This is a genomic window from Fundicoccus sp. Sow4_F4, from assembly GCF_052116145.1.
Taxonomy (GTDB): Bacteria; Bacillota; Bacilli; order Lactobacillales; family Aerococcaceae; genus Fundicoccus.
The window spans coordinates 217,218-232,338 of sequence record NZ_JBQKLQ010000003.1 but is presented as its reverse complement, the minus strand read 5'-3'; the positions used below and the strand labels follow the sequence as shown (position 1 = coordinate 232,338).

12 protein-coding genes are annotated in these 15,121 nt (G+C 38.4%); 10 read left to right on the top strand and 2 right to left on the bottom strand.

The window, feature by feature from the left end:
- Positions 1-143 precede the first annotated feature (143 nt).
- From mnmE to ACTQ5J_RS06625, 7 genes are all read left to right on the top strand, one after another.
- Positions 144-1,526, top strand: a complete 1,383-nt coding sequence (gene mnmE / locus ACTQ5J_RS06655) for a tRNA uridine-5-carboxymethylaminomethyl(34) synthesis GTPase MnmE (protein ID WP_441751690.1) — start codon at positions 144-146, stop codon at positions 1,524-1,526.
- A gap of 28 nt (positions 1,527-1,554) precedes the next feature.
- Entirely contained in the window at positions 1,555-2,028 is a 474-nt protein-coding gene (locus tag ACTQ5J_RS06650) for an NUDIX hydrolase (protein ID WP_441751688.1), read from the top strand.
- A gap of 20 nt (positions 2,029-2,048) precedes the next feature.
- Positions 2,049-3,953, top strand: a complete 1,905-nt coding sequence (gene mnmG, locus ACTQ5J_RS06645) for a tRNA uridine-5-carboxymethylaminomethyl(34) synthesis enzyme MnmG (protein WP_441751686.1) — start codon at positions 2,049-2,051, stop codon at positions 3,951-3,953.
- A gap of 350 nt (positions 3,954-4,303) precedes the next feature.
- The gene (locus ACTQ5J_RS06640) at positions 4,304-4,999 is read left to right on the top strand and encodes a DNA alkylation repair protein (RefSeq protein ID WP_441751684.1); all 696 of its coding nucleotides are present in this window, start codon (positions 4,304-4,306) and stop codon (positions 4,997-4,999) included.
- A 25-nt stretch (positions 5,000-5,024) separates the two neighbouring features.
- Complete coding sequence (locus ACTQ5J_RS06635) at positions 5,025-5,849, top strand: metallophosphoesterase (RefSeq protein WP_441751682.1); 825 nt, start codon at positions 5,025-5,027, stop codon at positions 5,847-5,849.
- Between the two features lie 42 nt (positions 5,850-5,891).
- Positions 5,892-6,620: a LytR/AlgR family response regulator transcription factor gene (locus ACTQ5J_RS06630; RefSeq protein ID WP_441751680.1), complete on the top strand. Its 729-nt coding sequence runs from the start codon at positions 5,892-5,894 to the stop codon at positions 6,618-6,620.
- Positions 6,621-6,654: 34 nt separating this feature from the next.
- Positions 6,655-7,344: a sensor histidine kinase gene (locus tag ACTQ5J_RS06625; RefSeq protein ID WP_441751678.1), complete on the top strand. Its 690-nt coding sequence runs from the start codon at positions 6,655-6,657 to the stop codon at positions 7,342-7,344.
- Positions 7,345-7,417: 73 nt separating this feature from the next.
- Here the strand turns inward: ACTQ5J_RS06625 and ACTQ5J_RS06620 are convergent, their stop codons facing one another.
- Both ACTQ5J_RS06620 and thrC read right to left on the bottom strand, forming a co-directional pair.
- Positions 7,418-8,404 carry a serine hydrolase gene (locus ACTQ5J_RS06620; RefSeq protein ID WP_441751676.1) on the bottom strand — a complete coding sequence of 329 codons (987 nt, stop codon included), beginning with the start codon at positions 8,402-8,404 and terminating at the stop codon, positions 7,418-7,420.
- A 236-nt stretch (positions 8,405-8,640) separates the two neighbouring features.
- On the bottom strand, positions 8,641-10,122 hold the full coding sequence (thrC, locus tag ACTQ5J_RS06615; RefSeq protein WP_441751674.1) for a threonine synthase: 1,482 nt from the start codon (positions 10,120-10,122) through the stop codon (positions 8,641-8,643).
- Between the two features lie 190 nt (positions 10,123-10,312).
- Here thrC and ACTQ5J_RS06610 point away from each other — a divergent pair, with 190 nt between their 5' ends.
- The 3 genes from ACTQ5J_RS06610 (at position 10,313) to ACTQ5J_RS06600 (ending at position 15,089) form a co-directional block, all read left to right on the top strand.
- On the top strand, positions 10,313-12,151 hold the full coding sequence (locus tag ACTQ5J_RS06610; RefSeq protein ID WP_441751672.1) for an ABC transporter ATP-binding protein: 1,839 nt from the start codon (positions 10,313-10,315) through the stop codon (positions 12,149-12,151).
- On the top strand, positions 12,151-13,977 hold the full coding sequence (locus tag ACTQ5J_RS06605; RefSeq protein ID WP_441751670.1) for an ABC transporter ATP-binding protein: 1,827 nt from the start codon (positions 12,151-12,153) through the stop codon (positions 13,975-13,977). Before ACTQ5J_RS06610 ends, ACTQ5J_RS06605 begins: the two co-directional genes overlap by 1 nt.
- 137 nt (positions 13,978-14,114) lie before the next feature.
- Positions 14,115-15,089, top strand: coding sequence for a hypothetical protein (locus tag ACTQ5J_RS06600; RefSeq protein ID WP_441751668.1), 975 nt, complete (start codon positions 14,115-14,117; stop codon positions 15,087-15,089).
- Positions 15,090-15,121: the final 32 nt, after the last annotated feature.

Genomic DNA, 15,121 nt, shown 5'->3' with positions numbered 1-15,121 from the left:
TTCTTTGGATAGGTTTGTTATAATGCATATCGAAATGAATATAAGCAGTCAAAGTGCTAATTAACTCCTAAACTAGACAGGGGTTAATTTAGGCACTTTTTTTGTGGACATAAATAGACTCAAATTAGGAAGGAGCCGGTCAAATGTATCAAGCAGATACGATTGCTGCAATATCAACTGCCCTAGGAGAAGGTGCAATTGGCATTGTACGTTTAAGTGGTGAAGAAGCGATTGAGTTCGCAAATCTGGTGTTCAAAGGAAAAGATTTAACAAAGGTACCTAGTCATACCATTCATTATGGGCATGTGATTAACCCAAGAACTGGACAAACAGTCGATGAAGTCATGCTGAGCGTGATGCGAGGTCCGCGTTCTTTCACTCGTGAAGATATTATTGAAATTAACTGTCATGGTGGGATCGTGGCGGTTCAACGAGTATTAGAAATGGTGTTATTAGCAGGTGCACGCTTAGCGGAACCAGGCGAATTTTCTAAACGTGCTTTCTTGAATGGACGAATTGATCTATCTCAAGCAGAAGCAACAATGGATTTAATCCAAGCCAAAACAGCAAAAGCGATGGAAGCATCGGTTAATCAACTTCAAGGAAGTTTATCGCGTAAGATTACGAGTCTTCGTCATGAAATGCTACAAACACTTGCTCAAGTTGAAGTAACGATTGATTATCCCGAGTACGATGATGTTGAAGAATTGTCTTCACGTCAATTGAATGAAACCGCTCGTTCAGTCAAGGGAGAAATCGGAAAAATCCTTCATCAAGCACAACACGGCAAGGTTTTCCGCGAAGGAATTAACACCGCCATTATTGGTCGACCAAATGTTGGTAAATCAAGCTTGTTAAATATTCTAACAGGAATGGAAAAAGCCATCGTCACTGAAATTGCTGGAACGACTCGTGATACGATTGAAGAATACGTCAACGTTCGAGGCGTTCCCTTGAAATTAATCGATACGGCCGGAATTCGTCAAACAGACGAAGTGGTCGAACAAATCGGTGTTGAAAAGAGTCGAGCAGCAATGGAAAAAGCTGATTTGATCATCTTAGTCTTAAATCAATCAGAGGACCTTCAAACAGTCGATATTGAGTTACTTGAAGCGACTAAAAATCAGAACCGAATTATTCTGATGAACAAGCAAGACTTAGCGCCGGTATTGACACGAGAGACACTGGCGCCTTACGGTGTTAAAGAAGATGAATTGATTACAACGTCTATGTTGAATGAATCAGGCTTAGATTTATTAGAACAACAAATCGAACAAAGATTCTTTTCAGGAGCTATCCAATCAGGCGATATTAACTATTTATTGAACACTCGTCATACCTCTCTACTCCAACAAGCGATTGATTCCTTGGATGAAGTTGTGGAAGCGACTGAGTTAAGTATTCCAGTTGATTTAATTCAAATTGATTTTACTAAAGCTTGGGACTTACTTGGAGAAATTACGGGGGAAAGTGTCCAAGATGAATTATTAGACAAGCTATTTAGTCAATTCTGTTTAGGTAAATAAATCGTTAAAGACAAAGGATGATGAAAGAATGAATATGAAACTATCAACCATCTGCTATCTCGATAATGGCTCTCAATTTTTACTTTTACATCGCAATAAAAAGGCAAATGATATCCATGAAGGAAAATGGGTCAGTGTGGGAGGCAAATTTGAAGCAGGTGAAACACCAGAAGCTTGTGCGATTCGAGAAATCAAAGAAGAAACGGGTTTGACAGCTAAAGCGCTAGATCTAAAAGGTTTTATAACTTTTCCAAATTTCACTCAAGATGGGCAAGATTGGTATAGTTTCGTTTATCGAGTGACGGAATTCGAAGGAGAATTAATCGCAGATTGTGATGAAGGCACTTTGGAGTGGGTCGATTACGATCAAGTGTTAAACAAGCCAACTTGGGAAGGTGACTACAATTTCTTGAAATGGATACTAAACGATGAACCCTTCTTTTCAGCACAGTTTACCTATGTTGATGACAAATTAACAGATGAATCCGTTAAATTTTACTAAAGAACGAAAGGAATGAAACAATGCAAACTTATGAAGCAGGTAATTATGATGTGATTGTAGTTGGAGCAGGGCATGCAGGAGCAGAGGCAGCTTTAGCAGCTGCTAGAATGGGCAGTAAAACCTTATTACTTACATTAAACTTAGAGATGGTGGCTTTTATGCCATGTAATCCATCAGTAGGTGGACCCGCAAAAGGAGTTGTCGTAAGAGAAATCGACGCTTTAGGTGGTGAAATGGGTCGTAATATCGATAAAACCTACATCCAAATGAGATTATTAAACACAGGAAAAGGACCTGCTGTTCAAGCCTTACGAGCACAAGCGGATAAACACGCTTATGCTACGAGCATGAAAGAGGTCTTGGAACAAACAGACAATTTAGACTTAAGACAAGGTTTAGTTGACCAATTAATTATTGAAGACGGTACATGTCGCGGTGTGATTACGAATACTGGTGCTACTTATCGTTCAACATCGGTAGTCTTAACGACCGGAACGTCTTCACGTGGGAAAATTATAATTGGTGATTTAAGTTATTCATCAGGCCCAAACAACACGATTCCATCCATTAAATTATCAGAAAACTTATTGGAATTAGGTCTCGAACTAGTTCGCTTTAAAACAGGAACTCCGCCAAGAATTCATCAAGATACTGTGGATTTTGACGCAACGGAAGAACAACCTGGCGATCTTAAGCCGAATCATTTTTCATACCAAACACCAGACGAAGCTTACCGCTCAGATAGTGTCTCTTGCTGGTTAACGCATACGAATCTAGGGACACACGAAATTATTCAAGAAAACTTACACCGTGCCCCAATGTTTAGTGGGATGGTCGAAGGTGTCGGCGCGCGTTACTGCCCGTCGATTGAAGATAAAATCGTTCGCTTTAGTGATAAACCACGTCATCAAATTTTCATTGAACCAGAAGGTTTAGGAACTAAAGAGATGTACGTCCAAGGATTGTCGACTTCTTTACCAGAAGACGTTCAAATTCAAATGATTCGTTCAGTTAAAGGGATGGAAAGAGCGGAATTAATGCGTCCTGGCTATGCGATTGAATACGATGTTGTCGTCCCACACCAATTACGTTTGACGCTAGAAGTCAAAGAAATTCCAGGTCTCTTTACAGCTGGCCAATTAAACGGAACAAGTGGTTATGAAGAAGCGGCAGGGCAAGGGTTAATTGCAGGTATTAATGCTGCGTTGAAAGCCCAAGACAAAGAGCCTTATATTATGAAACGTAGCGAAGGTTATATTGGTGTGATGATTGACGACTTAGTGACTAAGGGAACGACAGAACCTTACCGTTTATTAACATCAAGAGCAGAGTATCGTCTATTATTAAGACATGATAATGCAGACTTACGTCTAACAGAAGTGGGCCGTGAATTAGGTTTAATTGACGAGACACGTTATGCAGCCTATCAAGCCAAAAAAGACCTGGTAGCTGAAGAAATTAATCGTTTATCAAACGTCCGCCTAACGCCTAAGACACCTGGTTTGGAAGAGTTATTCGCAAGAGTGCATTCAACAGCCCTTAAAGATGGTATTTTAGCTGTTGATTTACTAAAACGTCCAGAAATCAAATACTTAGACTTAGTAGAATTATTACCTCGTGAAGATGCACCACTTGATCGACAAGCTGCGGAACAAGTCGAGATTCAAATTAAGTACGATGGTTATATTAAAAAAGCGATTCAACGAGTGGATAAAGTCAAAGCAATGGAAGAAAAATTAATTCCTCAAGACATTGACTATGATGCGATTGACAGTATCGCCAACGAAGCCCGCGAACGTTTGAAACTCATTCAACCAAACAGCTTGGCTCAAGCCAGTCGAATCAGTGGAGTGAATCCTTCAGATATCGCGATTCTATCCGTCTATATCCAACAAGGAAAAATTGCACGTGTCACAGATAAATAAACAAAATTAACGAATACAGGAAGATGCAGGCAAAGTCCTCAGCATCTTCCTGTATTTATTTAGGATGTTAAATTAACTTCAATATAACTACTTTTATTATAAAGTGTTCCTTAAGAGGAAACACCATGTAAGGAATAGTTTCTGTAAGAAACCTGTCAGATAATACTAACAGCACAGATTAAATCAACAAGAAATAAGTTAAATAAATCTAACTAGCAAGCATTTAAAAGGAGCTAACTTTGGCAATTTCATGATAGAATAGAAGAATACTCAAGCTGTCCATAAAGAAAAACAGCTAGTCCCAAATGAACTGACTGAGACTGGAATATGGAAAGGAAACGAGGGATTACATGGAGTTAACAGATTTATTTGACTTATTAAGGCAGCACCATCATCCTGAAAATGCGGCAGCTATGTCACAATATATGCGCCAGCAATTTACCTTTATCGGAATTAAAACGCCCCAAAGGCGACAATTAGCCCAGCCCTATTTTGAACAGGAACGTCAGAAAATGAAACGACAACCAACTGAAGCCACCATCAACTGGCCCTTCGTTAAAGCGTGTTGGCAGGCTCCTGAAAGAGAATTTCAATTGCTGGCAGCTGATTATTTAAAATTGCTACAAAACTATTTGAAAGCAGATGATTTAGACTGCTTAGCAGAGTTAATTACTGGCAAATCTTGGTGGGATAGCGTCGATTCATTAGTTAAAATTGTCGGAAAACTGGCTCATCAATCGCAGGCCATGAAAGCTCAACTGCTTGAATGGAGCCAGGCGGATAATATTTGGTTACGCCGAACAGCCATTATTCATCAATTGGGTATGAAAGCTGCCACTGATAGCGACTTATTGGCTCAATGCATTCAAAATAACTTCAATACACAAGAGTTCTTTATTAATAAAGCTATTGGCTGGGCTTTACGCGACTACGCCAAGTTTAACGAAGCTTGGGTACGTGCTTTTTTATTGGCTCACCAATCGCGTTTAGCCCCTTTAAGCTGGCGCGAAGCCAGCAAACATTTACAAATGAATGATACATTGTAACAGATGAAACGCGAGGAGAAACTGTATGAAAAAATCCTACTTAATCACGAGTGCAGTCGCGACTGCCTTGGGTGTATTTATGATCGCTGGTCTGAATAGCAAATTATTGACGCGTAAATATACGATGAAAAGTTCTTTAATCGATCAAGATGTTCAAATTGTTTATATCAGTGACTTACACAATAATTATTATGGTGAAGACCATGAAATTTTAAAAGAAGCCATTACTGCCTTAAAACCTGATTTAATTTTACTCGGTGGAGATATTTTTGAAGTGAAACAACCTTTAGAACCGGCTGCAAGTTTTATCCGCTGGATCGGCGCACACTATCAAGCCTATTACGTCACGGGCAATCATGAATATTATTCTTATCGAGTGTCTGAAATGCGTCAATTAGTGATGGATAGCCAGATTAAAGTATTGCGTGGCGATACGGATGTTATTGAGGTAAATGGTAATCGATTGGCGATTAGTGGGATTGATGATGCAGAAGAAAGTCACGTTTATCCTAATCAATTGATTCAAGCGCAAGAACAAAGACCAAGTGAGCCAACATTTTCAATTCTCTTAAGTCACCGACCTGAATTCATTGAAGACTTTTTACCTTATCAATTTAATTTAATTTTAAGTGGCCATGCGCATGGTGGACAGTGGCGCGTGCCAGGTTTAATCAATGGTGTCTTTGCGCCAGGACAAGGGATGTTTCCCAAGTATGCAGGCGGACGATTTGCTTTCGACCACAGCACCTTAATTGTTAGTCGAGGTCTCTCATATCAAGATCAACCAGCCCCAAGATTTTACAATCGACCAGAATTAGTGAGTATTCAGCTAGTCTCAGATGCTGAATAAAACAAGGAGTTCGCGCAGTCCTTATGAAAAGGAGAATGAGAGTTGTCAGTTATTAAGATTGTCTTAGTTGATGATGAACAGATTCAATTAACCTATATGACGCAATTGCTTAATCAAGCGGCAGAGCAAATAGGGCTTACCCTCCATGTGGATACTTATTTAAGTGGCGAAGCTTTTCTATTTGCATTGGAGGATCATTTAGATTGGGAGTTAGCCTTTCTAGATATTGAAATGGCACAGTTAAATGGCATGTCAGTCGCCAAGAAATTGCGTGAACATGCGCCACAAATGGCTTTAGTCTTTGCGACGGCTTTTGCTGAATACGCGGTGGAGGGTTATGAAGTTCAAGCTTTAGATTACTTATTAAAACCAATTAAGTTAGAAAAAATTGTCAGAGTGTTAGAACGTTTTATAGCGATGCGACCAGAAGAAGCCAAATACTTAATTTTAGAGGTGGCGGGTGAACAAGTACGCTTTGATTTAAGCGAGATTGTGTTTTTAGAAGCCAATAAGCGTGATATTCTCGTTCATACGCAAACGGATAGTTTTACTAGTCGCATTAGTTTGGCAGAAGTGTCCGATTTAATAGATGATCGTTTTGTCCAAACTCATCGCAGTTACTATGTTAATTTAGAATTTATAACACATTTACTGAAGCAAGACGTTCAATTAAGTACTGGCGAATCGATTCCGCTATCACGTCGACAAGCGAAACAAACACAAAGTGCTTTTATTGAATACTATCGAAAGTCGGTGTTTTATGATGACTAGTATGAATTGGCTAATCTTGACTTTGAGCTGTCTAGTGATTGGCCTTATTTTGTTAACGATTTACCAGCGAAAAGAATTGAATTTTCATAAGTTGCAGCAGAAAGAACTGGATGATTATGCGACGGAAGTTGAGTCCATCTATCGTCAGTTGCGGGGGATTCGGCATGATTACCGTAATCATTTGCAGGTGATGGAAGCATTTACTGAAACGAAGCAGTTAGCGCAGTTGCGTCAATATATTCGCCAATTGACTAATGAAATGAATCAGGTAGATACGATTATTCGTACGGGCAATACAATGATTGATGCCTTGGTGAATACTAAATTGACACGAGCTCAAGAAGCAGGGGTGGCTCTTGATGCGACAGCGATTGCCCCTCGTAACTTGGCGATTGAAGATGTAGATTTAGCGATTATTATTGGAAATTTATTGAATAATGCAGTCGAAGCTACGACCTTGCAATTGTCTGCCAAGGGTATGGCGCCTTTTATTCGATTGTATATTGCGCCAATGAAAAATAATTTATACATTAGTGTCACCAATACAATGTTCAAAAATCCGCAAGCACGTTTCATGTCTTTGAAAGGTGTGAACCGTCAAGGTTACGGGCTGAGAAGAATTGATCAAACCGTTGACAAAAATAAGGGGCATGTCAATCGTCAGTGGGAAGATGGCGTGTTTGTGACAGAGATTACCTTGCCTTTACTGGAAAAAGCCGGGTAAAATAATAAGCAAAAGACCTAAGCGTCGGAAGGAGTCTAGGACTCGTATCCAATGTTTAGGTCTTTTTAATGATTTACTGATTGAATTGTTGGTATTCGCGGAATTCTTTGACGTGTAAGTTTAAATCGCCTAGGAAATAGTCAATATAACCTAAGTGACGGCTCATAACAGCTATTGTATACGCGGGCTCACCGTCTTCATAGTAAATACCTGTATCGTGATTGCCGTCTTCGTATTGACCGTATTTAGCGGCCATTCCTTCATCGACATACATTTTTAAATAAATACCTGATTGAGCTTCTAGCATAATATCGACAATCGTTTGATAGTCAGGATTGCTTGCGACGCGAATTAAAATTTCATTTAACATTCGTGATGTTGCGAAGTTTAAATTGTAAATGTCGCCATTATCAAAACTTAAGTCACTTAAAGCAATTAAATCAGATTGGAAATCACCATACATACTGTAATAATTATTAATTAAAGTATTCCATGCGGTATTATCAGAATAGAAAAGCGATTGATAAACTAAATCATAAATAGCATAACTATCTTGGAAAGCACCGTTTGTAATTTCTCCTCCACCTTCTTCATACCAGTCTTGGGTAAAAGGTAAGTGGCTGTCCCAAGTTAAATAACCTTGGCTGATTAAATCTGAATATAAGACAGCTGTTCCGACTTTATTGGTGCTGGCGCCGTGAGAAGGGATATCCGCGTTTAGATGGAAGGCTTCACCAGTTTCAAAATCATAAATCGAAATCGACAAATAATCCGAGTCATATCCATAAGAATTGATCTCGTTCCAGACAATATCTTCTATAGAAGCAAATTCAGCATAATCTAAATCACCTTCAAAGTTTTCGCTTTCTTCGTCGCTTTCATCTTCTGCGACTGGTGAGCTATTCTTAACCGAAATCGCAATTGATTCACTTTCTTGGGAGGTAGAGGCTTCGCTAGGCGTGCTCTCTTGATCTGTCAGCGATTCTTCAAGGGCTTGGTCTTGACACGCTACTAAAAATGTCATTAAGCCAATAGTAATAATTTTTTTGATTATTTTCAATTTTTCACCTCATTCAAATACCAACGATTATAGCACTAATTGAATAAAAAGAAATGAAATATGAATGACAAATTGATATCATTTTTAATAATCACTTCGGTAGAGAAAAGCTGGTTTGCACTACACATAGGTTAACAGCTAGCATAACTTAAACATGACGCTCTTTTAGTGTCTATTGTTTAACAAAAAAAAACCTAAGTGTCCCAGTGACACTCAGGTTTTTTAAAAAATCCAACTTAGGCTAAAGCAATTTCTTCAACTTTGGCTTTCATGTCTTCAATATCAATCGTTGTATTGTGTCTAACTTCAGCCTCAAGTAAACCTTCGATGGCTTCTGGATAAGCAACACCAGACAATTCATTCAATTTATTTAATAAATCTGCATCAGATAAACCATCCGTTTCAATACCTAGAGCCCTTAAAACTGCTTCTGGGAATTTATAAGGACTAGCCGTTGAGATAATCACAACGGGCTTATGACTTAAACTTTGTTGACTGGCTTTGCGATGTGCTTTAGAAGCGACGGCAGTATGTGGGTCTAGCACGTAGCCTGTTTTTTCATAGACTTCCTTAATCTCTTCCATCGTTTCTGTTTGAGTCGCAAATTCCGCGACAAATTCAGAAAAGTTCGCATGGTATTTCTCAGGAATTGCATAGCTCTTACGATCAGTTAACTCTTGCATATACTCTTTCAATAAACGGTCATCCTCGTTAATCGCATGGAAGACTAAGCGTTCGAAGTTACTTGAAATCAGAATATCCATTGAAGGCGAAATCGTTAATTCAAATTCACGGTTGATATCATACTTACCACCATGGAAAAAGTCATATAACACCCGGTTGTCATTCGAGGCACATAATAGTTTATCAATCGGCACACCTGACTGTTTAGCGTAATAAGCGGCTAGAATATTCCCGAAATTTCCGGTAGGAACACAGAAGTCGATTAAGTCACCTGGTAGAATTGCTTGTTGCTTCACCATTTGCGCGTACGCATAGAAGTAATAAACAATCTGTGGCACTAAACGACCAATATTCATCGAGTTAGCAGACGAAAACTGGGTATCGTGTTCAGCTAATTTAGCGCGTAAGGTTTCATCGTTAAACAACTCTTTGACCTTAGATTGGGCTCGGTCGAAGTTACCGTTGACTGCGATGACATACGTATTATCACCAACTTGAGACACCATTTGTTGCTCTTGAATCGAACTGACGCCACCTTTTGGATAGAAAACGATGATTTTAGTGCCTGGTACATCCGCAAAACCCGCCATGGCAGCTTTGCCAGTATCACCAGATGTAGCGGTTAAAATGACAATGTCTCGGTTGTTGTCTTGAATTTGATTGGCAGTGCTCATTAAATGAGGCAAAATCGATAAGGCTTGATCTTTAAAAGCAATTGTTGGGCCATGAAACAACTCAAGATAATGTTTGCCACCAACTTCAACTAAAGGCGCAATCGCTGGATCATCGAATTTATCGTCATAAGCCGCTTCAACGCAAGCTTGCACTTGTTCAGCAGAAAAATCATCAAGAAAAGCCCGCAATACAAACGTTGCCATCTCTTGATAAGAAAACTCTTTTAATTCATTCCAATCTAAATTGAAGGTTGGAAAAGAAGTCGGCACGAATAAGCCGCCATCGTCAGCAAGACCTTTAATGATTGCCTCCGAAGCAGACACAAGATACTGATTATTACGGGTACTTTTATACTGCATGTGGACATCCCTCACTATTCTGTAATTATTTCTCTCATTATACTTTAATTTAGTCCAGACAACAAACACCAAACGCATATAATAAGAGGAAAGAGTATGAACTGACCGTTTAATTCACAAAAACAACCACTCGTTCCACAGAATAGTTCTATCAGTTATTTGGTAGTATGATCGTTATGAGGTGAAAAATATGAAAAAACAATGGTATTACTTTAAAAATATGTGTCGAGAAATTACAGAATACAAACGTTCTATCTGGTTTTGGTTTGGTTTGCGAGTCATAACTCAAACAGTCTTACCACTAATGCAATTATTATTATCTGCGCAAGTGATTCAATGGTTATTAGCGGGGATTTCTGTTGAGAAATTTTTATTTGAATTAGCTATTTGGGTCACAAGCATCTGCCTTATAGACGTCGTAAATAACCGTCTGATGTTTTATTTTGAAACGGAAAGTGATGTTTTTCGATTATCGATTATGATGAAAATCACTCAAGTCATTTATAACATCGATTATCCATTGATTGTGTCTGAAGAGGGACAGAAAATTTATTCAGAGGCAAACAGTTTAGTAGGTAGTCCAGCGCAATTATTTGGTCGCTTCATTCAAGAATTGTCGCGTTTATTGAGTGCTATAATAGGAATATTGATGTATATGAGTTTAGTTTTACAAGTTGATCAGCTTTATGTCGTGATTATCAGCTTGTTAATTGCAGGATTGTTAATTTTCAAATGGCTACACAAGAAAATAGCGCCAAAGATTATGGAAGAGACTTCGTTTAATAATAAGCAGAGCAGCTATATGCGAAGGTTATATGGTGATTTGCGTCTAGCAAAAGATGTTCGATTATATCAAATGACTGGTTGGTTTTCTGAGATTCAAGAACAGATTACTGCTGATTACCGCAAGTTGATGAAACCTAAGAATAAACTAGTCTTTGCAGAAAATACATTCTTGTCTTTTGGTATTATTCTGATTACAGTCTTTGCCTATTTTCAAAGTGTTCAGTTGATTGCCGATGATCAATTAGCTGTTTCCGAATTTGTCGTCTATATCGGTGTGATTACACTGCTAGCGAGTACAATTACTCAGTTTGTTAACCAAGTCGCAATTATGGACCGTGATTTATCAGAAATGAAGTATTATGATGCCTTTATGAATCAGACGCCGATTTTTAATCATAATCAAGGCATTGACTTACCGACCTCAGATATTTCGATTGAGCTGAAGAATATTTCTTATACTTATCCTAATCAAACTAAGCCAACACTCAAGAATCTATCTGCGACGTTTAAAGCTGGTGAGAAAATTGCGGTTGTCGGTGAGAATGGTGCTGGGAAAACGACCTTGATTAAATTGATTTGTGGCTTACTCCAGCCAGATGAAGGTGAAATTTTGATTAATGGCCAGCCACAAGCAGCCTTTAATATCCAGACATATTACGAACTATTCTCGGCTGTTTTTCAAGATGCTTTTTTATTAACCTATACAATTCGTGACACGATTGTTCAAGGCTTGCCTTTCGACGACGAGATTTATCAACGTGTCTTAGAACAGAGTGGGGTCGATAAAATTATTGCTCAACTGCAGCTGGGAGATCAAACACAAATCGTTAGAAAAGTCTCGACCGAAGCGATTCAACTGTCAGGTGGGCAATTACAGAAAGTAAAATTAGCTCAAGCGTTGTATAAAGATGCGCCAGTTCTTATTCTGGATGAGCCGACGGCGGCTTTAGATGCCTTAGCTGAAGACGAAATTTATCAGGACTATTTACGTTTCTCGCAGGACAAATTGTCTTTTTTTATTTCACATCGCTTGTCGTCCACGCGCTTTTGCGACCGAATAATTTATTTGAAACAAGGTGAAATCACAGAGGTGGGTAGTCACGAGCAATTAATCGCTGCTGAAAAAGATTACTATCGTTTATATGAAGCTCAAGCTTATTATTACCGTGAGGTTGTTCAACTAGAATTAGAAGCAGAATCTGAAAAAGAAGCTTTTAAAAATGAAGTGGGAGGGGTAATCTAGTGAAGAGTTCAACATTATTTATACGTGCTTTAAAAGATATGTGGCAAGCAGGCAAAAGTTATTATTTGTTACTTTTTCTGCAAACGTTCTGTAGCAGTAGCATTTCTTTTCTAAGCTTTATTTATATGAGTCGGATTGTCAATGCTTTAAGTCAACAGGCAACTGAACAAATCGTTAGTTTGCTTATTCAATATTTAAGTATATTTGCTGTCCTACAGTTGGTAAGTACTCTGCTCCAACCCCAAGGTGAGAATTTCAATGAAATCACTCAACGACGTTTATTCGAAATGCCCTACGAAAAGATGCTAAGAATGCAGTATCATTTCGCGGATAATGCAGAAACGATTCAAAAATTGGAAAGAATTAAGTTCGGAAATTTGTCGCGGCAATCAAGTCTCTATTTGATGAATGTAAGGATTCCTAACATAATGGAATACGTAATCCGAACAATTTGGGGCTTAATTCTACTTACACCTTTGTGGAATGTCAGCACGACGAGTGCGACGGGTTCATTAGCATGGGTGAACACACCTTGGGTCCTACTGATTTTCGTTGGAGGTATTCTAGCGAGCGTCTTTTCACAGTTTACAGGTTCGCAAAAAGCGGCTAAATATATGGAAAACATTGGCGAACGCGTCCTCAATGTTAATGCTAAATATAACTATGAAAATGATATTCTGTCCGACATTGAATCAGGGAAAGAAATACGTCTCTATCAAATGGGAGAGAAGCTCAATCAAAATCAATTAGATATGCACGACTCAACAGCTCTTCTATTAAGAGATTTGAACAAAACTGGTGTTGGTTGGCATATTATGACGGTTATAATTGGTCAACTATTAAATTATGCTGCTTATGCGCTGATTGGCTTGCGCGTTCTGTTGGGCTTTTTACCAGTTGGACAGATTATTCAACTGTCGAGTGCCTTGAGTCAAGTCTTAGCCAATCTACCGATGTTGATTCAACATTTAGCGATGATTTTATCTCAACCGGATACACTTGTTGAATATTATGAGTTTATGGATTTACCTGACGAACAAGTTAAAGGTTCTCTGCCGATTGAAAAACGACTAGATAATCAGTATCAGTTAGAGGTCAAGAACTTGAGTTTTTCGTATCCTGGCTCAAATCAGAAAGTGTTGTCAGATATTACAGCCAGTTTTGATGTCGGTAAGAAGTATGCAATTGTTGGCGAGAATGGTTCGGGAAAAACAACATTCATTAAACTACTTATGCGTTTGTATGATCCAACCAGTGGCGAAATTACTCTAAATAAAATAGACAGTCAAAAATATAAATTGACGGAGTATTTCCAACTTTTTTCTGTTGTATTTCAAGATTTTCGATTGTTAGGTTTAACATTAGGCCAGAACATTGCGGTTAGCCAGGATTATGATGCGGATTTAGCTATGACAACATTGGATGAAGTTGGTTTAGCGGACTTCTCGAAGACCTTACCTAAGGAACTAGATACTCATTTAGGAAAAGAATTCGATAACAGAGGCGTCCAACTTTCTGGCGGTCAAGCACAGAAAGTTGCCATGAGTCGTGCCTTGTATAAAGATGCACCCATCATGATTCTGGATGAACCGACGGCTGCCTTAGATCCGGTTGCAGAATTTGAAATTTATCAAAAGTTTGATGAAATTGTCACTGACAAAACAGCTTTTTATATTTCTCATCGCTTATCGAGTTGTCGTTTCTGTGATGAAATATTAGTCTTTGATCAAGGCAAAATTATTCAAAAGGGAAGTCACCAAGAACTCGTTAAACAAGCGGGTAAGTATTACGATCTTTGGCATGCTCAAGCACAGTACTATCAATAAGTTTTAATAAAGCGTCACATGGCAAATATTACAGCCAAGTGACGCTTTATTGATGTTTAGATTTTATTGCCTTAAATTCACACTTTCGTCATATTTTTCTGATAAATTAACATTTAACAAGTATAAGGAGGATTGTCATGCGCAAAATTAGAACAATTTTTACAGCCTTACTTTTAGCCTCGGTGATAGTATTAGCTGTGTCAAAGCAAGAAACGAATTCATGGCAACTTCCAGAGGATATTCTAGCCAAAGAAAGAAACAATCAAAATCATGAGACACAATCACATCAAGGTTTCCCTGAGGAAATAGAAGGTGTGTGGGAAGTGACAAAATCAGATGGTACTGCCCAGACTTTAACGCTGTACGGTTCTCAATTATCCGTTCATACACAAGAGACTGGTAGTGTCTATTACGATAATATCGTGACACAAATCCAACAAGACTCCCCCCTCATGGCGAATCCTAATGCGACAAAAAGCTACGCTTTAGTTTGGGATATTAATGCCTTCATTGAACGATACGGAGAAAATAATTTGCCTGATAATCAAGCGCCCTTTACTTTAGCATATGACGAACAAAATGATCAGCTTTCCACCAGTTCAACGCTAATTTATAAAAGAAATAAAGAAGCTGAATTAGTTCAGCAATTAAAAACTCAATTGGTTGAACAACTACCCATTAACAGATTACAATTAGCTGCGATTAATTCTCAAATTTTGTTAGATTTATGGGAAGCCGCCCAGTTAAATGAGTTAGAAAATGAAGCGTTAAGTTTATATTTATACAAAGGCTTGCAAGCTCATTACCCTGAATTATCTTTACTTGCTCAAGCTGACATTAAGGATTATCAAGCATTAGTGGAAGAATTAATGAAACGAAACGGCTTAACCTATGAAGAAATAAATCAAGCGGGGCCAGCAAAGTTATGGGCAACTTATGAAAGACTAAGAAAAGAAACGTTAGCTGAAGGTGCTAGTAATGAAGTTAACATTGAAACTCAATTGCCGGTGATTATGGAAGCTTTACAGGTTGAATTAACAAGCCTTCGAGCAGACTACCAACAAGCAGTCATCGAAAGAGAAAAGCAAGAAGCTATTATCATTTCGCAATGAGGATAAGGTTGATAAACAACATAAGCTCAAGG

What these genes read in the sequence shown, in the direction of transcription:
- ACTQ5J_RS06635 (WP_441751682.1), top strand. Translation starts at nt 5,025, where the DNA reads ATGAAAAAATCCTACTTAATCACGAGTGCAGTCGCGACTGCCTTGGGT.
- thrC (WP_441751674.1), bottom strand. Translation starts at nt 10,122, where the DNA reads ATGCAGTATAAAAGTACCCGTAATAATCAGTATCTTGTGTCTGCTTCG.
- mnmG (WP_441751686.1), top strand. Translation starts at nt 2,049, where the DNA reads ATGCAAACTTATGAAGCAGGTAATTATGATGTGATTGTAGTTGGAGCA.
- ACTQ5J_RS06610 (WP_441751672.1), top strand. Translation starts at nt 10,313, where the DNA reads ATGAAAAAACAATGGTATTACTTTAAAAATATGTGTCGAGAAATTACA.
- ACTQ5J_RS06600 (WP_441751668.1), top strand. Translation starts at nt 14,115, where the DNA reads ATGCGCAAAATTAGAACAATTTTTACAGCCTTACTTTTAGCCTCGGTG.
- ACTQ5J_RS06640 (WP_441751684.1), top strand. Translation starts at nt 4,304, where the DNA reads ATGGAGTTAACAGATTTATTTGACTTATTAAGGCAGCACCATCATCCT.
- mnmE (WP_441751690.1), top strand. Translation starts at nt 144, where the DNA reads ATGTATCAAGCAGATACGATTGCTGCAATATCAACTGCCCTAGGAGAA.
- ACTQ5J_RS06650 (WP_441751688.1), top strand. Translation starts at nt 1,555, where the DNA reads ATGAATATGAAACTATCAACCATCTGCTATCTCGATAATGGCTCTCAA.